The following is a 20,045-nucleotide window of genomic DNA, read 5'->3' as shown; positions in this document are numbered from 1 at the left end:
TGCCCGGCCGGGGCCGCCGGGTCAGGAGGAGGCCGCCTCCTGCTCCTCGGCCAGCGCCTTGTCGTCGCGCCGGGCGGCCAGCCGGGAGACCTTGAACAGCGCCTTGCGCCGGGCCCGGCCCAGCGGCAGCGTCATCCGGCCGATCCGCACGTCGAGCGAGCGCACGTCGAACACGCCGGACCCGCCGAGCTCGTCGAACAGCAGCTGCTGCTCGTCCGAGAGCTGCTGCTCGTACTGCGAGGAGACCGTGCCCCGGGCGATCCGGAAGGCCGCGAGGGTCTCCGGGATGCCGAGGAAGTCGCCGTAATGCAGCAGCCGCATCCAGGCGTCGAGGTCCATGATGAACCGGCGGTCGGAACGCCAGCCGCCGGCGGCCACGAACTGCTCCAGCCGGAACAGCACGTTGCCCGGCTCGCCGATCGGGTTGGCGCCGTTGCGGATCACCCGGCGGGCGACCTCGCTGCCGGAGTGCAGGCCGACCAGGTTGCCGCCGAGACCACGCCGGGGCACGATCACCCGGCTCTGCTCGTCGATCATGTGCCGGCGGGAGGCGACCAGGGCCAGCGAGGGGTCGTCGCGCATCGGCGGGACCTGCAGCTCGAGGCAGCGCGGGTGCAGCAGGTCGTCGGCGCAGACCAGCTTCACCAGCGGCGCCCGGCACAGCTGCACGGCCCGGTTCCAGTTCTCGCCCTGCGGCAGCGTCTCCCGGTTGCGCTCCACCCGGATCCGCGGGTCCCGGAACGACGTGGCGATCTCCCAGCTGGCGTCCGAGCTGTTGTTCTCGAGGAGCACCAGCTCGAAGTCGCGCCAGGTCTGGTCCAGGATGCTGCGGATCGTCTCGGCCAGGAACGTCTCGCCGTTGTAGACCGGGATGCAGACGGACACGCTGGGGAGGAAGCCGCCGGGCCTCATCAGCCACCTCGTCGGGGTCGGGGACAGGGTGCGGGTGGCGAGCAACGCTACCCCTGTCGGCCGCCCGGTCCGCCGCCGGAGGTGCGCCGACCGGCCTTCGGTCGGCGGGAGGCCGACGATGGTCGATCGACGGCCGTCCGGTCGTCGGCGATCGCCGTCCGGGCGGTCCCGGAAGCCGCCGAACGCCGCATCGTCCGTAGGATGCGGGGCTGTGGCAACGGGTCCGGTGCGCCGTCCAGCAGGTTCGGCTGCGCCGATGCTCCACCGTCCGGGTGACGCGCGTTGCGGTGCGGGTCACGTAACGCGAGCGACGTCGGCGGAGATAAGCCCTATGCCCCCTACTGCGGGGCAGGACCATCCGGTGGCGGCGCCGTCGCCCGTGTCGCCGGACGACACGGAACGCCCGCCATCCGCGTGCGCCCAGAACCGATCGATTCGGGGGAGAGACCGGTGAACCAGCGCCCAGACCACGGACCGCACCGTCCGCGCGAACCGCGCGTGTCGGTGATCGTGCCGACCCGCAACGAAGCCAGGAACCTCGAGGTGGTGCTGCCGGCGATCGCCGCGGTGCGACCCGCCGTGCACGAGGTCCTGGTGGTGGACGGGAACTCCAAGGACGGGACGATCGAGACCGCCCAGCGCGTGCTTCCGGACGTCCGGATCGTCCGCCAGACCCGCAAGGGCAAGGGCAACGCGATGGCCTGCGGGTTCGCCGCGGCCTCCGGCGACGTCCTGGTGATGTTCGACGCCGACGGGTCGGCCGACCCGCAGGAGATCCCGCGGTTCGTCCGGGCGCTGGTCGAGGGGGCCGACTTCGCGAAGGGCAGCCGGTTCACCAGGGGCGGCGGCAGTGACGACATCACGTTCCTGCGCAAGGGGGGTAACGCCGGCCTCAACCTGGTCGCGAACACGCTGTTCGGCACCCGCTACACCGACCTCTGCTACGGCTACAACGCGTTCTGGGTGGACATCCTGCCGGACCTGGAGCTGCCGCCCGTCGACCTGCCGCGGCACCCGGACGACGGGATGTACTGGGGCGACGGGTTCGAGATCGAGACCGTGCTGAACTGCCGGGTGGCCGCCGCCGGTCTGACGATCACCGAGGTGCCCTCGGTGGAGAAGCAGCGGATGTTCGGTGAGACCAACCTGCGGACCTTCGCCGACGGCAGCCGGGTGCTGCGCACGCTGGCCGCCGAGCGCCGGCGGGTCGGGCGGGACGAGCGCGGCTCGCTCGCCCCGGAGATGCCCGCCGCGGTGGTCCCGCCGGCCGGGCACCCCGCCCCACCGCCGGTCGCGGCCGGGCGCGCCAACGGGTACGGCTCGAACGGGCAGCCGGTGAACGGACATTCCGGGAACGGGCACCCCGCCCCCGGCGTCCCCGCGGTGCCGTCCGGCTCAGCCGGTGGCCCGTCCGCCGCAGCGACCGGGCGACCGGCGCCGGGTACGTCCGGTTCCGGCGCTCCGATGCCGGCCGCACAGCGCCCGCACGCGCCGTCGCCGACGCCGCGTGCGGGCCGGGACCGCGAGGTCCGGGCACCGGGCGACGAGCGCGCCGCCCGGACCCCGGCCGCGTCCGGCCAGGACGGGGCCCCGCGCGCCGACCAGGTGGGCGTGCGGTACGCATGGGGTGAAGAGGCGTCCTGACCGGCGACGCCGGATCTGCGACCCGTGCGGCCGCGCACCGATCCGCCGGTCACGAGGCCGGCGGGTCGACCATGAGCGACGACCGCCGGCGCCGTCCCGGCTCGGGGCGGTGCCGGTGACCGGAGGAAGGGGAGTGCCGCGGTGAGCGTGCCGTCCGCAGCCGAGCTGACCCGCGCTCGTACCGCGCGTCGCTACGTGGCGATCCTGCTGGTGGCCGCGGGCGTCATCGCGTGTCTGCTGAACGTGCTGGGCGTCAACGGCGGCCCGCTCGGCGAGTTCCGGCTGCTGGTGACGATCGGCTTCCTGCTGCTCGGGCCCGGCTGGGCCGCGGCCGGCTTCCTGCGCCGTGCCCCCGCCGCGCACGTCTGGCTGCTCACCCTGGGTGTCGGCACCGCCGTGACACTGATCGGTGGGCAGCTCATGGTCAGCCTCGGGCTCTGGTACCCGAGCGTGGCGTTGTTCCTGGTGACCCTGCTCAGCGTGCCCTTCCTGTTGCGTCACGCGGTGGTCGCGCAGTGAGGCCGGTCGGGCCGGAGCGCACCCGCGCAGCGGGCGCCCCCGGACCCGGCCCGGCCAACGGCGGCCGGGACACGTCCGGGCCACAGCATCCGGAGGGCCCGCACCGCCCCGTCGCCCCACCGTCCCGGAGCAGCCCCGCCGCGTTCCCGCGGGCCGCTGCCGGGTCCGGCACGCCCGGGTCCGAGCCGGCCGGCGAGCAGCCGACCGAGCGGCTCCGCCCCGCGCACGACCGGATCCGCCGCAACACGATCGCCGAGCAGCGCACCGAGTACCTGCCCGCCGTCGGGCTGCGCGGGCCGGGGGAGCAACCGCCCCCGCCGCCGCATCGCCCGGGCGACACCGACGGTGATGACGACGACGGCGGCAACCACGGCAACGGCGGCATCGGCGACGGGCTGGCCCTCTCGCTGTGCTCGGCGTTCGGCTCGGTCGCCGGCCTGCTGGTCGTGCTGATCTCGACCCGGATCATGCCGCAGGAGGAGGTCGGCAAGGCCTCCGAGTTCGTCTCGGCGATGCAGCTGATCGGCGGTGCCGCCCAGCTCAACCTGGGTATCGGGCTCATGCGCTGGCTTCCCGGGGCCGGCCGGCGTTCGGTGCGGCTGGTGTTCGGGTCGCTGTTGCTGATCATGCCGCTGTCCGGCCTGCTCGGGCTGGTCTACGCCGTGATCGTCCCGAGCATCGCCGACACCGCGGGTGGCGGCTCGTTCGGCTGGGGGCTGCTGCTGTTCGTCCTGGCCTGCGCGGGCTGGGGCGTGTTCGTCGTGCACGACTTCGTCATGGTCGCCATCGGGCGGCCGTGGGTGGCGGTCTGGCGCAACGGCACCTTCGCCGTGGTCCGGATCGGGCTGCTGTTCGTGCTCGGCTCGGCGTTCGCCGCCCAGGGGCTGATCCTGTCCTGGGCCGTCCCGGTCGTGCTGTGGGTCGCGGTGGGCACCGTGATGCTCTGGTTCATGACCCGGCGGTTCGCCGCGACCGGGGGGCCGGGCGTGCTGCCCGCGCGGTCGACGATGGTGGCGTTCCTGGCGCCGACCGCGCTGGCCCAGATGGGCAACGCCGCGCTCTACAACCAGGTGCCGCTGCTGGCGAACCTGCAGATGGGCAACGAGATCGGCGCGGTCTTCTTCATCATCTGGCAGGCGGTGACGGTCGTCGACATGGCGGCGACGTTCTTCACCAACTCGCTGGCCGTGCAGACCGCCCGCGAGCCGCACCGCGCCGAGGAGCTCGCCCGGCTGGCGCGCCGCCGGATGCTGCTGCTGTTCGTCCCGGTGCTCGCCCTGGGTGCCGCGCTGGGCTACCCCGTGCTGTCGGTCCTCGGCGCGGGCTACACCGCGGGCGCGCCGGCCCTGGCGGTGCTCATGGTCGGCCTGCTGTTCCGGCTGATCGTGGTGTTCGAGCTGGCCCGGCGGCAGGCCGACGGCGACGGCATGGGCTACGCCAAGCTGCAGCTCCTCAACACCGGGCTGGTCGTCGGCTTCGCCTTCGTGGTGCCGCTGCCGGATCCGGCGACCACGCCGATGAGCCTGGTGATGCTGCCGTTCGTGCTCGGCTACCTGGGCGCGCAGGTGCTCTGCGCGCTCGGTCTCAAGTTCCTTCCGGCGTGGCAACGTCGGTCCCCCTCGGAGGTGAAGTCGTGACGCCGGAGACCCGCAGGGCGGGTGCCCCCGACCCGTCGGCCCGGAGCCGGGAACCGGCGGTGGGGGCGGCGACCCACGCGTCCGCACCGGTGGAGGCAAGCCCGAGCGAGCGGACCCGGTACCTGACACCGCCCGGACCGGACTCGCCGACCTCGGCGGTCCGGGCCCCGGGCCCGCGCCCGTCCGGGGACGGGCCGGGCGGGTTCCAGAACCCGCCGCCACCGGGCCCACCGGAGCCGCTGTCGCCGCTGTGGATCTGGGCGGCGCCGGTGCTCGCCGTGCTGGCCGTGCTGATGCTGCCGCTGGCCGCGGCCACCACCGATCTCGGCTCGCTCGGCGGCTGGGGTCTGGCCGGGGTGCTCAGCCCGTTCGGCTGGGCCGCGCTGGCGCTGGCCGTCCTCTGCTGCGTGGTGGAGCTGCGCTCCCCGCGGCCGCGGATCCCGATGCTCGGTGCCGCCACGGCGGTGCTCATCCTCTGCTCGACCGGGCTGCCCTCGGCGGTCCAGCCGAAGGCCCGGTTCACCACCGCGTGGCTGATCTCCGGGTTCGTCGACGCGATGACCGGCGACGGGATCCCGCCCACCGGCGTGGACGCCCGGTTCTACTGGCCGGGGTTCTTCGCCCAGTGGGCCTGGTTCCGGGACGCCGCCGGCGCCGACCAGCTCGACACCGTGCTGCGCTGGTACCCGGTCGCGATCGTCGCGGTGTGGGTGATCGGCGTGTACGCGCTGGCCCGCTCGATGCTGGGCAGCACCCGCGCCCCGTGGGTGGCCGCCTGGCTGTTCGTCGGGCTGAACTGGATCGAGCAGGACTACTTCTCGCCGCAGGCCACCGCGATCGTGCTGCTGCTGACGGTGCTGACCTTCGCGCTGGGCCCGCTGGCCACCCGCCGGGTGGACAACGGCGGCGTCCCGGGCTGGCCACGGTCGCACCGGGGCAGTCCCCGGTTGCCCCGCTGGCGACGCTGGCTGGTCAGCGCGATGACCCCGCCGAACACCCCGACGCTGCCAGCCCGGCAGCTGCTGTTGATCTACTTCTGCGCCTCGCTGTGCGTGATCGCGCTGGCACCGACCCACCAGCTCACCCCGTTCGCGCTGATCGGGCAGCTGGCGGTGCTGGCGATCGTCGGCCGGTTCCGCGGCCGCGGGCTGGTGTTCATCGCGACGCTCGCGGTCGGCGTCTACATCCTGATCGCGGCCCGGGACTTCTGGCTCAACCAGATCAGCATGATCGTCGGCAGCGGCGACGAGGGCGGCGCGCTCGAGGCCGGCGTCGCGGACCGGCTGGAGGGAGACCTCGGGCAGGTCGCGGTCAAGGGCATGCGGCTGGTGATGACCGGGCTGACCTACCTGATCGGCTTCGCCGGTGCCTGGGTCTACTGGAAGCGGCGCCGGGACCTGGTGCCGATCCTGCTCGCCGTGATCCCGATGGGGATGGCCGCGGTGCAGAGCTACGGCGGCGAGCTGCTGCTGCGAGTGGTGCTCTACGGGCTGCCGATCCTGACCATCCTCGCGGTGGACGCGCTCCGGGCGTTCGTGCGGGTGAACCGCAGCCGGGAGATCGGGCTCGCCGTCGGCATGCTGGCGTTGCTGGTGGTGATGGTGACGATCCGCGGCGGCAACGACGCCTACCAGGACGTCACCACCGAGGACGTGCAGATGACCCGGCTGGCCTACGACCAGACCCCGCCGGGCGCGACGGTCCAGCCACTGGCCACGGTCGGCCCGTACGCCCTGGAAGGCGTGGGCACGACCAACAACATGGCCTCCGGCGGCCAGGGCTGCGGCATCCTGGCGTCCGACCCGTTCCGCTGCATCGACCTGGTGCAGCCGGACACGCTGCTGTTCTACCCGTCGATCGAGAAGCAGGGCGTCGTGCTGAACGGCGAGGAGCCCGGCTGGACGCTGGCGATCCGCGAGCAGCTGATCGCCTCCGGCCAGTACCGGGCAATTTACGAGAACGAGTTCAACGCCGTGCTCGTCCGCAACGAGCCGGCGGCCGGCGGTGCCCCCGCGCCCGGTGCCCCCGCGCCCGGAGCTCCGGCGCCGGCTCCGACAGAGGGGACGGGCCAGTGATCGGGCTCACGCTCACCTGGGTGGCATTCGCCCTGGTCCTCGCCGCGTTCGCGGCGCGGGCCTGGGTGGTGGAGACCAACCGCGGCCGGCTCACCACCGCGGGGTCCGCGCAGCGCGGGCTCACCGCGGCGGTCGTCGGGTCGGTGGCGCTGCTGCTGGTGATGATGGTGTTCAACGGCGGCACGACGCTGGCCGACCTGCTGATCAACGGTGACCCGTCCGCGGTGCAGGAGGCCCAAGACCAGGTGCAGGGCCCGGTGGGGCCGACCGGCGAGGGTGGCTGACCCGCCCGCCGCACGCACGACGACAGCGGGCCCGGTGCCGACGGCACCGGGCCCGCTGTCGTGCGTCCGGCCTATCCGGAGAAGCCGATCGCGACGTACTTGGTCTCCAGGAACTCGTCGATCCCGACCATGCCGCCCTCGCGGCCCAGCCCGGACTCCTTGACCCCGCCGAACGGTGCCGCCGGGTTCGACACCAGCCCGGTGTTGAGCCCGATCATCCCGCTCTGCAGGTTCTCGGCGATCCGCAGCGCCTGGTTCAGGTCTCGGGTGTAGACGTAGTTGACCAGGCCGAACTCGGTGGCGTTCGCCGCGGCGAGGGCCTGGTCCGCGGAGTCCACGACGGTGATCGGCGCGACCGGTCCGAAGATCTCCTCGTGGTTGAGCCGCGAGTTCTCCGGGACGTCGGTCAGCACGGTCGGCGGGTAGAAGTAGCCCGGCCCGTCCTGCGGTTCGCCACCGAGCGCGACGCCCGCTCCGTTCGCGACGGCGTCGGCGACCAGGTCGACGACCTTGTCGCGGCCCTTCGCGTCGATCAGCGGGCCGACGTTGACGCCCTCCTCGGTGCCCCGGCCGACCTTGAGCGCACCCATCCGGTCGGCGAGCTTGCGGGCGAACTCGTCGGCGACGCCGCGCTGCACGTAGAAGCGGTTGGCCGCGGTGCAGGCCTCGCCCATGTTGCGCATCTTGGCGATCATCGCGCCCTCGATGGCGGCGTCGACATCGGCGTCGTCGAGCACGATGAACGACGCGTTCCCGCCCAGCTCCAGCGAGGACCGCAGCACCTTGTCCGCGGCCTGGGCGAGCAGCTTCTTGCCGACCGGGGTGGAGCCGGTGAAGGAGATCTTGCGGGCCCGGCCGTCCCGGATGATCGGCTCCATGACCCCGCCCGCGTCGGTCGCGGTGATCACGTTCAGCGCGCCGTCCGGCAGCCCGGCGTCGGCCAGGACCTGGGCGAACGCCAGCATCGTCAGCGGCGTCTGCGGGGCCGGCTTGATGATCGAGGCGCAGCCGGCGGCGATCGCCGGGGCGATCTTGCGGGTGCCCATCGCGAGCGGGAAGTTCCACGGCGTCACGAACACGCAGACACCGACCGGTTCGCGGATGGTCAGGAACCGGGTCTGACCGTTCGGCGCGACCTGGTAGCCGCCGTCGATCCGGACGGCCTCCTCGGCGAACCAGCGCAGGAACTCGCTCGCGTAGACGACCTCGCCGCGCGCCTCGGCGAGCGGCTTGCCCATCTCCAGGGTCATGAGCATGGCCAGGTCGTCGGCCCGCTCGTGCAGCAGCCGGTAGGCCCGGTAGAGGATCTCGCTACGTTCCCGCGGGGGCATCGCGGCGATCACCGGCTGCGCCGCCTGGGCGGCGTCGAGCGCGTCCATCCCGTCCGCGGGGGAGGCGTCGGCGACCTCGGCGAGCACCTCGCCGGTGGCCGGGTCCTCCACCTTCGTGGTGGCCCCGTTCTGGGCCGATCGCCACGCCCCGCGGATGAACAGCCCGGTCGGGGCGGCCTCGGTGACCCTGCGCTCGTCAGCTGTCGTGGTCATGGCCGCAACGTACCCCGGTGAGACGGCCCATAGACACCGGCACGTCGGCCGCCGGTGGGCGATGATGTCCGTGTGGCAGGAGCATCGACGACGCTGACCCGGCTTCCCGAGCTCGTCCCCGAGCCGGTCGAGCTGCCCGGACATCTCGCGGAACTGCGGGCCGAGGTCCGATCCTTCCTGGACGCCGAACGTGCGGCCGGGGCCTGGACGCCCCGCGCCGACGTGTGGCTGTCCGGCTGGGACGAGGGCTTCTCCCGGCGGCTCGGCGAGCGGGGCTGGCTGGGCATGACCATCCCGACCGAGTACGGCGGGCACGGCCGGTCCGCGCTGGACCGCTACGTGGTGACCGAGGAGCTGCTCGCCGCCGGGGCGCCGGTGGCCGCGCACTGGGTCGCGGACCGCCAGATCGGGCCGTCGCTGCTGCGGCACGGCACCGAGGAGCAGCGCCGGGCCTTCCTGCCCGGGATCGCCCGGGGCGAGGTCTTCTTCGGCATCGGGATGTCCGAACCGGACTCCGGGTCGGACCTGGCGTCGGTGCGCACCCGCGCCGACCGGGTGGACGGCGGCTGGGAACTGTCCGGCACGAAGGTCTGGACGTCCGGGGCGCACCACGCGCACGCGTTCTTCGCGCTGGTGCGCACCGCGCCGAAGGACGAGAAGAACCGGCACGCGGGGCTGTCCCAGTTCCTGGTCGAGCTGGACCGGCCCGGCGTCGAGATCCGGCCGATCCCGCTGCTCACCGGCGCGCACCACTTCAACGAGGTCGTCTTCGACAGGGTCTTCATCCCGGACGAGCGGGTGTTCGGCGAGCTCGGCAACGGCTGGGCCCAGGTCACCGGGGAGCTGGCGTTCGAGCGGTCCGGCCCGGAACGGTTCCTGTCCACCTACCCGCTGCTGTCCGCGCTGGTGGGAGAGCTGGTCGCGGCGGGCGACGTGGACGCCGGCACGCGGCGGCGGATCGGCTCGCTGGTATCGCGGGTGTGGACGCTGCGCCGGATGTCGCTGGCGATCGCCGGTGCGCTGGAGTCCGGGCAGGCCCCGGAGCTGGCCGCGGCGCTGGTGAAGGACCTGGGCACCCGGTTCGAGAACGAGATCGTCGACGCCGCCCGGCTGCTCTGCGACACGCCCCCGGACCCGGCCGCCGAGGGCGGCTTCGCCCGGCTGCTGGCCGACGCCGTGCTGCACGCGCCCGGGTTCACCCTGCGCGGCGGCACCAACGAGGTCCTGCGCGGCATCGTCGCGCGGGGGATGGGACTGCGTTGATGAGGGAGCAGTGCTGATGGGCCGCAACGCCGAGCTGGCCGAGCTCGCGGAGTCGATCTTCGCGGACTCCTACGACAAGGACGCCGTCGGGCTGGACCACGCCGTCTGGACGGCGTGCGCCGGGGCCGGGCTGACCACGCTGACCGACCCGGGGACCGGCGGGACCCTGGACGACGCCGCCGTCCTGCTGGAGGCGGCCGGTGCCTGGGCTGCGCGGGTGCCGCTGGCCGAGACCGACCTGCTGGGGGGCTGGCTGGCCCGCGCGGCCGGCCTGGAGGTGCCGGACGGCCCGCTGACGGCCGTCGCCGCGGCGCCCGGCTCCGCCCGCCGAGCCGGCTCCGCTCCCGGTACCGGCTCCGCTTCCGGGTCCGGCGCCGACCGCTCCGCCGGTCCCGAGGGACACCCCGGGGGCCTGGCCCGAGACCAGGGTGCCTCCGGGAACACCGGGACGGTGTCGGGGACCCTCGCCCGGGTGCCGTGGGGCCGGTCGCTGGCCGCGGTCGTCGTACTGGACGCCGACCGGGTCCTGGTGCTCGACGCGTCGGACGCGCAGGTCACCGAGGGCGCCAACGTGGCCGAGGAGCCCCGGGACACGCTCACGTTCTCCGGTGCCACACCGCTCGCGGCCGGGGCCGCACCGTCCGGGGCGGCCGAGGAGCTGGCGCTGCGCGCGGCGTTGGCCCGGTCGTTGCTGCTGGCCGGGGCCGCCCGCGGGGCGCTGGCCCGGGCGATCGGCTACGCCGGGGAGCGGGTCCAGTTCGGACGTCCGATCGGGAAGTTCCAGGCCGTCCAGCAGATGCTCGCCGAGGCCGGCTCCGAGGTCGCCGCCGCGTCGGCCGCGTCCGCCGAGGCGGCCCGGGTCGCCGGCACGCACGGGTTCGCCGACCCCGCGACGACGCTCGCCGTCGCCGCGGCGAAGGCCCGCTGCGGCGAGGCCGCCACCGTCGTCGCCCGGATCACCCACCAGGTGCACGGCGCGATCGGCTTCACCCGCGAGCACGACCTGCGGCTGGTCACGACGCGGCTCTGGGCCTGGCGCGACGAGGACGGCAACGAGTCGTACTGGAACGACCGGGTCGGCGCCGCCGCGCTGGACGCCGGCCCCGGCGGGCTCTGGCAGCTGGTCACCGGCACCCCCTGACCCCGGCGCTCAGGAGATCCCGAACTCGCGCAGCTTGCGGTAGAGGGTGTTGCGGCCGATTCCGAGTGCCCTGGCTGCCCGGGTGCGGTTGCCGCCTGCCGTCCGGAGCGCCTCGACCACGGCGTCCCGCTCGGCCGTCTCGAGCAGCCCGGGCGCGCGCCGGGACGCACCGAGCTCGGCCGGCAGGTCGCCCGGTTCGACGATCCCGCCCGCGGACCGCCGGGCCGACACGGTGACGGTGTTGCGCAGTTCGGCGACGTCGCCGGGCCAGCGCCAGGCCAGCAACCGGTCCCAGGCCGGGGCGGAGAATCGGGTGGCCGATGCGGGCCCCGGCAGCTCGGCCAGGATCGCCGCCACCAGCGCCGGCAGGTGCTCGCGGCTCCCGGCCAGCGAGGGCAGGCGCACGGTGCTCGCGACCCGGCGGAGCAGGTCGAGCACGGTCCCGTCGGCCGCGTCGGGATCGACCGTGAGCGCGACCGGCGCCCCGCTGCCGGTGAGCGCCTCGATCTGCGCCGCGGACGGGCACGGTGCCGCGTGGACCCGCCGGACCACCACACCGCGACCCTCCGCGGCGGCCGCCCGTGCCGCCGGGAACCAGTCCGGGTCCAGGTGCGGCGCGACGACGAGCACGTCACCGGCGCCCCGCGCGTCCAGTACCCGACGGGCGGTCCGCAGCTTTCCCGACCCGCCCGCCCGTCCCGCTGATCGCGACGGTCTCGCGGTGCCGCACGACGTCGTCGAGCAGGCGGTCGACCTCCGGGCTGACGTGCAGCGGCTCCGGCGCCGCCCGCGATCCCGCACGACTGCCACGACCCTCGCCGCCGGACCGGTCGGCCGGTCGGGACGGCCGGGGCGTGAGCCGGATACCGAACGCCGGACGCGCGCCCCTGTCGACCGGTTCGACCACGGCGTCGCGCATCCCGCCCGCGAGCGGTACCTGCATCCGCCGCGGCCGGGTCGGACCGTGCTCGCCGAGGAACTCCCAGAGCACCGGGTGCACCTCCGGGCCGGTGTGTACCAGCCCGGCCCGGTTGGCCAGCACGGTGTCCTCGTCGACGACCAGCGCGCCAGCGCTCGCCCGGTCGATCGCCAGGTAGGCGCGGACGAGCCGCCGCCGGCGGTCGCCCGCCTCCTCCAGCAGCCCGTCCTCGATCTGCCGGGCGATGTCACCGGCCATGACCTGCATCAGGGGATGGACGTCCCGCGTCGCGCAGGCCAGTGAGAACGACCCCACCACCCGCCCGGTAAACGGCTCGACGATCGGGGTGCCGGCGCAGGTGAGCCCCTCCAGCCCGAGGTTGTAGTGCTCGGGGCCGCGGACCAGCACCGGGCGCCGCTCGACCAGCACGGTCCCGATGCCGTTGGTGCCGATCGACCGCTCGGAGAAGTCGAACCCCTCCGCCGCACTCGCCCGGTCCATGATCGTCCGCTGCTGCCGGACCCCGACGTGCCGCCGCACGATCCGGCCGTTCGCATCGGAGAGCACCATCGCCACCGGCACCTCGGCGAAGCTGTCCCGGAGCCGGTCCAGCACCGGCTCGGCGGCCCGGACGAAGGCGGGGTCGACGTCGTCGGGCTCCTGGTAGGCGATCCGGTCCGGCGCCGCCGGCACCTCGTCCCCGGCGCAGCGCCGCCAGCTCCGCTCGATGAGCTGCGGCACCCCGCTGCGCCCGGGCGGCTCGGTCAGCAGCCCGCCGTCGGCGAGGGTCTCCCGGCTCCGGCGGATGCGCTCCCGCTGAGCCGACGACAGGCTCGGCAGGTCCCGGCGCTCGTGTCGACGCGTCATCGTCTCGGTCCGTCCCCGGTCGGCCCGCTCGCGGGCGTTCAGCTCCTTCCGGCCGGCGCGCGGCCGCCTCCGTCCACCGTGCCTCAGGTCACACCCGCACCGCCAGCGTCGATCTCCCCGGATGCCGTTCCGCCACCGCTCCCGGCAGGCGTTCCAGAACGGAACACCCACGGCGACGCGGACCGGCCGAGGATCGACACACAGCCGAAGCCGCCCCGCGCGCGGCTCGAGACGGAGGAGGAACCAGATGACAACGGCGCCATCGACCGGTCCTGCGGGCACGTCCGTCGAGTCGGACGCCCTGCGAGCGCTCTACGCCGACTGGGCCGCCATCCTGGCCGGCACCCCCGACCTGCCGCCGCGGCTGCTCCGCAGCCTCTTCGACGAGTGGCACCAACCCACCCGCGAGCCCGAGGACGTGACCTACCGCGACGACGTCGTCGGCGGCGTCCCCGGGATCTGGACGCTGCCGGCCGGGGCGAACGCCTCCGAGGTGCTGCTCTACACGCACGGTGGCGGGTTCGCCGTCGGCTCGGCGGCCAGCCACCGCAAGCTGGCCGGGCACGTCGCGAAGGCGCTGGGCGTCACCGCGTTCGTGCTCGACTACCGCCGCGCCCCGGAGCACCCGCACCCGGCGCAGATCGAGGACGGCGTCGCGGCGTTCCGGGCGCTGACCGAGCGCGGCGTCGCACCGGCCGACATCACGACTATCGGGGACTCGGCGGGCGGCAACCTGGCCGTGGCGATCCCGCTGGCGCTGCGTGAGCGGGGGCTCCCGCAGCCCGGCCGGGTGATCGCCTTCTCGCCGTGGCTGGACATGGAGAACACGGGCGCGAGCCTCGTGACGAACGCCGAGACCGACGCCCTGATCACGGTGCCACTGCTGGAGGGCATGATCGCCGGTGTGCTGGCCGAGGGCCGGATCCCTCCGCGGACCCCGCTGGCCAATCCGCTGCACGCCGACCTGACCGGCCTCCCGCGGCTCTACGTCGACGCCGGCGGCGCGGAGGCACTGCTCGACGACGCCGTCCGGCTCACCGACCGGGCACGGGCCGCGGGCGTCGACGTCACGCTGTCGATCCGCGAGGGCATGCAGCACGTCTTCCCGTTCCTGGCCGGCACCGCCCAGGAAGCCGACGAGGAGATCGCCGCCGTCGCCCGGTGGTACCGCGGCTGACCCGTCCCGAGCGACCCGCGAGAGGAGCATCCCATGAGCGACCCCACGACCACCCCGGACGTCGACGCCGTCGTCATCGGCGCCGGGTTCGGCGGCATCTACATGCTGCACACGCTGCGCGACCGGCTCGGGCTCTCGGCCCGGGCGTTCGAGAAGGGCGGCGGTGTCGGCGGCACCTGGTACTTCAACCGGTACCCCGGCGCCAAGTCCGACACCGAGGGCTTCGTCTACCGGTACTCGTTCGACCAGGACCTGCTGCAGGAGTGGAACTGGAACACCCGCTACCTCGACCAGCCCGACGTCCTAGCCTACCTGGAGCACGTCGTCGAGCGCTACGACCTCGGGCGCGACATCCGGCTGAACACCGAGGTGACCGGCGCGGTCTTCGACGAGCGCACCGACCTGTGGCGGATCACCACCGCGACCGGGGAGACGCTCACCTGCCGCTACCTGGTCAACGCGCTCGGCCTGCTGGCCCGGAGCAACGTCCCCGACATCCCCGGTCTCGACGACTTCGCGGGCCGGCTCGTCCACACCAACGCCTGGCCGGACGACCTGGACATCACCGGCCGGCGGGTCGGTGTGATCGGCACCGGCTCGACCGGGGTCCAGTTCATCGTCGCGGCGGCGCCGCGGACCGAGCACCTGACCGTCTTCCAGCGCTCACCGCAGTACGTCGTGCCCTCCGGCAACCGCCCGGTGGCCCAGGCCGAGGTCGAGCAGACCAAGGAGAACTTCGACGGCATCTGGGAGCAGGTCCGCGGCTCGGCCGTGGCCTTCGGCTTCTCCGAGAGCGACGTGCCGGCGATGAGCGTCTCCGCCGAGGAGCGCCGGCGGGTGTTCCAGGAGAACTGGGACATCGGCAACGGCTTCCGCTTCATGTTCGGCACGTTCTGCGATGTCGCCACCGATCCGGAGGCGAACGCGGAGGCGGCGGGGTTCATCCGCTCGAAGATCAGCGACATCGTCGACGACCCGGAGACCGCCCGCAAGCTGACCCCGACCGATCTCTACGCCAAGCGGCCGCTGTGCGACGAGGGTTTCTACGAGACCTTCAACCGCGACGACGTCGAGCTGGTCTCGGTCCGGGAGACGCCGATCGTCGAGGTCACCCCGGCCGGTGTGCGCACCGCGGACGGGGTCACCCACGAGCTCGACGTGCTCGTACTCGCCACCGGCTTCGACGCCGTCGACGGCAACTACCGCGCGATGGACCTGCGTGGGCGCGGCGGGCAGCACATCGACGAACACTGGGCGGAGGGGCCGACCAGCTACCTCGGGGTCTCGATGTCCGGCTTCCCCAACATGTTCATGATCCTCGGGCCGAACGGGCCGTTCACCAACCTGCCGCCGAGCATCGAGACCCAGGTGGAGTGGATCGGCGAGCTGGTCGGGCACGCCGAGCGGTCCGGGGCACGGACGGTGGAACCGACGCCCGAGGCCGAGCGCGACTGGACCACGACCTGCCGGGAGATCGCGGACGCGACCCTGTTCCCGCAGGCCGACTCGTGGATCTTCGGGGCGAACATCCCCGGCAAGACGAACACGGTCATGTTCTACATGGCCGGGCTCGGGCAATACCGGGAGAAGCTCCGCGAGGTCACCGACGCCGGCTACGAGGGCTTCGTCCTGACCCGAGAGAGCGAGCCGGCCGCCATCTGACCTGCGAGCACGGCCCCGCTCACGACCGGCCGCGCGTCGGCACTCCGGTGCGGTGCTGCGTCGAGGTGCGCAGAGCAAAGGGCGGAGTCAGCCCTGCGGAAGCTTGCGGAAGTCCCAGCTGGTGATCTTCTCCGGGCGCAGCCGCAGCCAGGCGTGCCGGCCGTCGATCGCCACGTGGCCGCCGGTGTAGCGGTCGGCGAAGGCCTGCTCGACCCGCTCCAGCTCGGCGTGCGGCTCGCCGGTGCGCGGAACCTCGCCGACGACCTCCACCGAGCCGCGCAGCTCCACCCCGCGCAGCTCGGTGTAGTCGTGCCCGGCGTCGACGACCGCGGCGATCCGCGGGTCGGCCATCAGGTCGGTCCAGCGCTGGGACCGTGACAGCGAGGTCAGCCAGAGCGCCGTACCGTCCCAGAGGTACCAGAGCGGCGTCGCGTGCGGGCCGTTCGTGCCGTTGGTCGCGACCCGGCAGGTGCGCTCGGCGTCCAGGAACGCGGTGACCTCCTCGTCGGTCATCGCGATCTTGCGGGCGCGGCGCTGCTGCTTCGGTGCGGTCATGGGCCGACAGTAGATCAGCATCGTGGCCGTGCCGAGATGATCCGAGACGGGGGACGACGCGACACGGGGGAGGGCCCCGCGTCCCGGGCGTGGCGGACGCGGGGAGCATCTCCGGCGTGCATCTGAGCCCCGGACTGGAGAAGATCCTCGCCGTCCCCCGCCGGACGCCGTTCCTGGCACTCGATCCGCAGGTGGTGCGCGAGCGCTACCGCGCGCTGAGTGCGGCGTTCGCGGGGGCGCGGCTGCTGTACGCGGTCAAGGCCTGCCCGGAACCGGCGGTGCTGGCCGCGCTGGTCGCCGAGGGCGCAGGGTTCGACGTCGCCTCGCACGCCGAGATCGAGCTGTGCCTGGCCGCCGGCGCTGACCCGGACCTGCTCCAGCACGGCAACCCGGTCCGTGGTCCCGGCGCCGCGACGGCCGCGGCGGCGCTGGGGGTGCGCCGGTTCGTCACCGACAGCGCCGAGGACGTCGACGCGCTGGCCGCCGAGGCTCCCGGCGCCCGGGTCCAGGTCCGGCTCTCGGTCGACGACACCGGTTCGGCGACGCCGTTCCACGGCAAGTTCGGCACGCTGCCCGGTGAGGCGGTCGCGTTGCTGGGCCGGGTCGCGGACCGCGGGCTGGTCCCGGCCGGACTGACCTTCCACGCCGGCTCCCAGCAGACCCGCCCGCAGACCTACGCCGCGGCGGTGCGGCTCGCGCTGGACGTCGCCGGCCGGGCCGGTCTGCGCCGTCCCGAGCTGGACCTCGGCGGCGGCTGGCCGGTGGCCTACCGGGCCCCGGTCGTCGGGCCGGAGCCGTTCGCCGCCGCCGTCGACGCCGCGGTCGACGCCGGTGTCGCCGCCGGCCGGGTGGACGGCGTGGACCTGCTCCTGGAACCGGGGCGGGCGCTGGTCGCCGAGGCGGGGGTGCTGCGCGCGACCGTGCTGCGGGTGTCCCGCAGACCCGGGATCGACCACCGGCGCTGGGTCTACCTCGATGTCGGCCGCTACCAGGGGCTCGCCGAGACCGAGGGGGAAGCGATCGGGTACCCCGTGCACGTCCCCGGCCGGGCCGGGACGACCCCGGCCGGCCCCTGCGTGCTGGCCGGCCCCACCTGCGACGGCGACGACGTCATCTACCGCCGCACCCCGGTCCCGCTGCCGCTGGACCTGACCGCGGGCGAGCCGGTGGACCTGCTGCGCACCGGCGCCTACACCTCGAGCTACGCCTCGGTCGGGTTCAACGGCTTCGGCCCGCTCGACGTCGTGGTCGCGGAAGGAGTCGCGGAAGGAGGCGCCGGAGGAGGCGCCGGGGGGGAGTGGCCGGGTGACATGAACCGGGCCACGGGGACGCGCGCCCCGGTCACGAGACGGTTACCGTATCCGGACGTGTCACCCTCCACCTCGCTGAACGCGCCCGCGCCGACCGTCGCCGGGGAGCTGCATCCGAGCGTCGAGCTGACCGGCTCGTCGCTGCCGGCGCTGCCCAGTACGGCCTCGCCGGTCGGCCGGCACGTCCTGGCGGAGCTCGGCGGGATCGACCCGCGGGTGCTCGACGACTCCGAGCGGCTGCGCACCGACCTGGACGCGGCCCTGACCGATGCCGGCGCCCGGGTCCGCCAGATCGTCACCGAGCGGTTCGAGCCGCAGGGCGTGACGGTCGTCGCCGTCCTCGCCGAGTCGCACGCGTCGATCCACACCTGGCCGGAGCACGGCGGGATGCACGTGGACGTGTTCACCTGCGGGGAGAGCGCCGACCCGGTCGCCGCCGTGCGGAACCTGGCCACCCGGGTCGGGGCCGGGGACACCGCGCTGCAGGTCGTGGACCGGGGCGGCGCCCCGCGCACGGTGACCGAGCCGATCTCCGAGGGGCTGACCCGGCGCTGGGAGCTGGGCCGGGTCCGGCACGTCGCGCACACCGGGTTCCAGAAGGTCGTCATCGCCGACACCGAGCACGGCGTCACGCTGTTCTGCGACGACGAGCGCCAGTCCACCGAGCACACCCAGCGGACCTACCACGAGGCCCTCGTGTGGCCGGGTGCGCTGCTGGCCCGCAACCTCGAGCGGGTCCTGGTCGTCGGGTCCAGCGAGGGCGTCGCCTGCGAGATGGCGGTCGCGGCCGGGGCCACCCACGTCGACCACGTCGACATCGACACCGAGGCCGTCCGGATCTGCGCCGAGTACCTGCCCTACGGCTACACCCCCGAGTCGCTCGCCGCCGCCGAGCGCGGCGACGGCCCGGTGCAGCTCACCTACGGCGACGGCCGGGAGTTCGTCCTGGACGCCACCGAGCACTGGGACCTGATCCTCGTCGACCTGCCCGACGAGCGCCCGGACGAGCCGGACGCCCAGATCAACCAGCTCTACTCCGAGGACTTCGTCCGGGCCTGCGCGGACCGGCTCACCGAGGGCGGGGTGCTGGTGTTCCAGGCCGGCAGCCCGGCGGTGTGGCGCGACGCCACCCTGAAGTCGGCCTGGCAGCGGTTCGCCTCGGTGTTCGGCGCCACCGGCGGTCGCGGCGTCTACATCGGCTGCGAGGAGCACGAGTGGGCGTTCCTGGCCGGGGTCCGCGAGCCGCTCGACGACCCGGGCGAGGCCGCCGCGGCCCGGCTGGCGTCGATGCCGTCCCGGCCGCAGGAGTGGGACGGGACCGCGCTGCGGCACCGCCTGGTCGCACCGTTGTCGTTGCGCCGCCTCACCTCCCCGACCCCCTGAAGCCCGCCTCCCCTCTCCACAACGCGGTGGGGGCGGGGCGTAACCGGGTGTGGGGAAGATCGTTACGTGGGGTGGGTCGGTGCGCGGTGCACCGACCGGTTCCCGACCGGAGGTCCGTGCCCGTGCGTACCCGTCCCGTCCGCTGGCTCGCCGTGGCCGCGATGACCGTGCTCACCTCCGCGGGCACCGGCGCGCTCGCCCCGGCACAGGCCGACGCGCCGACCACACTCGCGACGACGACGCAGTCCGCCCGGAACCTCGACACGGCGCCCGAAGGGCGGTACGTGGCGCTGGGCGACTCCTACGCCGCCGGGCCGCTGATCCCGGTGCAGTCCGGCCGGCCCGCCGGCTGCCTGCGTTCGACGAACAACTACCCCGGCCTGCTGGCGCGCTCGGCCGGGTCGACCGTCACCGATGTCTCGTGCAGCGGCGCGACGACCGAGGAGATGACCGCCGAGCAGGACGTGAAGCTCGGCCCGAACCCGCCGCAGCTCGACGCCCTGGACGGCACCGAGTCGCTGGTCACGATCACCATCGGCGGCAACGACATCGGGTTCGGCGAGATCGTCCAGGAGTGCGCGAGCCGGTCGTCGACCGACCTGCTCGGCGCGGCCTGCAAGGACTTCTACACCACGGGTGGCCAGGACCAGCTGGCCGAGCGGATCGACGACACGGCGTCGAAGGTCGGCGACGTGCTGTCCGAGATCAAGGAGCGGGCACCCCGGGCGCAGGTCGCCGTCGTCGGGTACCCGACGATCCTCCCGGACAGCGGGCCGGGCTGCTACCCGGTCCTCCCGTTCAGCGCCGGGGACACCGCCTACCTGCGGGACGTCACGAAGCAGCTGAACGGGATGCTCGCGGAGCAGGCCGCCGAGGCCGGCGTCGACTTCGCCGACACCTACACCCCGACGATCGGGCACGACGTCTGCCAGCTGCCCGGCGTCAAGTGGACGGAGGGTCTGGTGCCGACCGCGCCGGCCGCCCCGGTGCACCCGAACGCCCAGGGCATGCGCGCGATGGCCGCCGCCACCGGCGAGGTCGTCGGCGTCCCGGTCGCGCCGCCGTCGTCCGAGCCGGCCGAGGCCGCACCGGCGGCGTCCGCCGCTGGTCGCTGACCGGTTCCCCCACCGGCGGCGCGGCGTTAGCGTCGGGC

The 20,045-nt window shown here is 74.1% G+C and carries 16 protein-coding genes; 11 read left to right on the top strand and 5 right to left on the bottom strand.

Annotated elements, in window-relative coordinates; all coding sequences use genetic code 11:
• Positions 1–21 precede the first annotated feature (21 nt).
• Entirely contained in the window at positions 22–912 is an 891-nt protein-coding gene (locus tag ACLFMI_RS17210; protein WP_410948892.1) for a glycosyltransferase family 2 protein, read from the bottom strand.
• Positions 913–1,362: 450 nt separating this feature from the next.
• Here ACLFMI_RS17210 and ACLFMI_RS17205 point away from each other — a divergent pair, with 450 nt between their 5' ends.
• From ACLFMI_RS17205 to ACLFMI_RS17185, 5 genes are all read left to right on the top strand, one after another.
• On the top strand, positions 1,363–2,556 hold the full coding sequence (locus ACLFMI_RS17205) for a glycosyltransferase family 2 protein (RefSeq protein WP_410948891.1): 1,194 nt from the start codon (positions 1,363–1,365) through the stop codon (positions 2,554–2,556).
• Positions 2,557–2,697: 141 nt separating this feature from the next.
• Positions 2,698–3,075, top strand: a complete 378-nt coding sequence (locus ACLFMI_RS17200) for a hypothetical protein (RefSeq protein ID WP_410948890.1) — start codon at positions 2,698–2,700, stop codon at positions 3,073–3,075.
• Positions 3,072–4,712, top strand: a complete 1,641-nt coding sequence (locus ACLFMI_RS17195) for a lipopolysaccharide biosynthesis protein (protein ID WP_410948889.1) — start codon at positions 3,072–3,074, stop codon at positions 4,710–4,712. The genes ACLFMI_RS17200 and ACLFMI_RS17195 overlap by 4 nt, the downstream gene beginning before the upstream one ends.
• Positions 4,709–6,787 (top strand): hypothetical protein, encoded by a 2,079-nt coding sequence (locus ACLFMI_RS17190; protein WP_410948888.1) that lies wholly within the window; start codon positions 4,709–4,711, stop codon positions 6,785–6,787. The genes ACLFMI_RS17195 and ACLFMI_RS17190 overlap by 4 nt, the downstream gene beginning before the upstream one ends.
• Positions 6,788–6,807: 20 nt before the next feature.
• Positions 6,808–7,071 carry a hypothetical protein gene (locus ACLFMI_RS17185; RefSeq protein WP_410948887.1) on the top strand — a complete coding sequence of 88 codons (264 nt, stop codon included), beginning with the start codon at positions 6,808–6,810 and terminating at the stop codon, positions 7,069–7,071.
• Positions 7,072–7,142: 71 nt separating this feature from the next.
• Here ACLFMI_RS17185 and ACLFMI_RS17180 read toward each other — a convergent pair whose 3' ends face one another.
• Complete coding sequence (locus ACLFMI_RS17180) at positions 7,143–8,615, bottom strand: NAD-dependent succinate-semialdehyde dehydrogenase (protein WP_410948886.1); 1,473 nt, start codon at positions 8,613–8,615, stop codon at positions 7,143–7,145.
• Between the two features lie 72 nt (positions 8,616–8,687).
• Here ACLFMI_RS17180 and ACLFMI_RS17175 point away from each other — a divergent pair, with 72 nt between their 5' ends.
• Positions 8,688–9,878 (top strand): acyl-CoA dehydrogenase family protein, encoded by a 1,191-nt coding sequence (locus tag ACLFMI_RS17175; RefSeq protein ID WP_410948885.1) that lies wholly within the window; start codon positions 8,688–8,690, stop codon positions 9,876–9,878.
• Between the two features lie 16 nt (positions 9,879–9,894).
• Positions 9,895–11,019 (top strand): acyl-CoA dehydrogenase family protein, encoded by a 1,125-nt coding sequence (locus ACLFMI_RS17170; RefSeq protein WP_410948884.1) that lies wholly within the window; start codon positions 9,895–9,897, stop codon positions 11,017–11,019.
• A gap of 9 nt (positions 11,020–11,028) precedes the next feature.
• On the opposite strand, the gene ACLFMI_RS17165 is transcribed toward ACLFMI_RS17170, so the two are convergent.
• Positions 11,029–11,649, bottom strand: a complete 621-nt coding sequence (locus ACLFMI_RS17165; protein WP_410948883.1) for a helix-turn-helix domain-containing protein — start codon at positions 11,647–11,649, stop codon at positions 11,029–11,031.
• A gap of 1 nt (position 11,650) precedes the next feature.
• A complete protein-coding gene (locus ACLFMI_RS17160; protein ID WP_410948882.1) occupies positions 11,651–12,805 on the bottom strand; it encodes a GAF domain-containing protein in 1,155 nt (384 codons plus the stop codon).
• Between the two features lie 247 nt (positions 12,806–13,052).
• Between ACLFMI_RS17160 and ACLFMI_RS17155 the strand changes: the two genes are divergently transcribed.
• Together ACLFMI_RS17155 and ACLFMI_RS17150 are read left to right on the top strand one after the other, a co-directional pair.
• Complete coding sequence (locus ACLFMI_RS17155; RefSeq protein WP_410948881.1) at positions 13,053–13,982, top strand: alpha/beta hydrolase; 930 nt, start codon at positions 13,053–13,055, stop codon at positions 13,980–13,982.
• A gap of 33 nt (positions 13,983–14,015) precedes the next feature.
• Complete coding sequence (locus ACLFMI_RS17150; RefSeq protein ID WP_410948880.1) at positions 14,016–15,644, top strand: flavin-containing monooxygenase; 1,629 nt, start codon at positions 14,016–14,018, stop codon at positions 15,642–15,644.
• Between the two features lie 87 nt (positions 15,645–15,731).
• Here the strand turns inward: ACLFMI_RS17150 and ACLFMI_RS17145 are convergent, their stop codons facing one another.
• Positions 15,732–16,199 (bottom strand): pyridoxamine 5'-phosphate oxidase family protein, encoded by a 468-nt coding sequence (locus ACLFMI_RS17145; RefSeq protein ID WP_410948879.1) that lies wholly within the window; start codon positions 16,197–16,199, stop codon positions 15,732–15,734.
• Positions 16,200–16,315: 116 nt separating this feature from the next.
• Here ACLFMI_RS17145 and speD point away from each other — a divergent pair, with 116 nt between their 5' ends.
• Positions 16,316–18,892, top strand: a complete 2,577-nt coding sequence (gene speD, locus ACLFMI_RS17140) for an adenosylmethionine decarboxylase (protein WP_410948878.1) — start codon at positions 16,316–16,318, stop codon at positions 18,890–18,892.
• A 122-nt stretch (positions 18,893–19,014) separates the two neighbouring features.
• Complete coding sequence (locus tag ACLFMI_RS17135; RefSeq protein WP_410948877.1) at positions 19,015–20,007, top strand: SGNH/GDSL hydrolase family protein; 993 nt, start codon at positions 19,015–19,017, stop codon at positions 20,005–20,007.
• The last annotated feature ends 38 nt before the right edge of the window (positions 20,008–20,045 follow it).

The organism is Pseudonocardia nantongensis (genome assembly GCF_046546495.1).
Taxonomy (GTDB): domain Bacteria; phylum Actinomycetota; class Actinomycetes; order Mycobacteriales; family Pseudonocardiaceae; genus Pseudonocardia; species Pseudonocardia nantongensis.
Note: the sequence above shows the minus strand (reverse complement) of the source record. Positions and strands in the feature narration are given on the sequence as shown.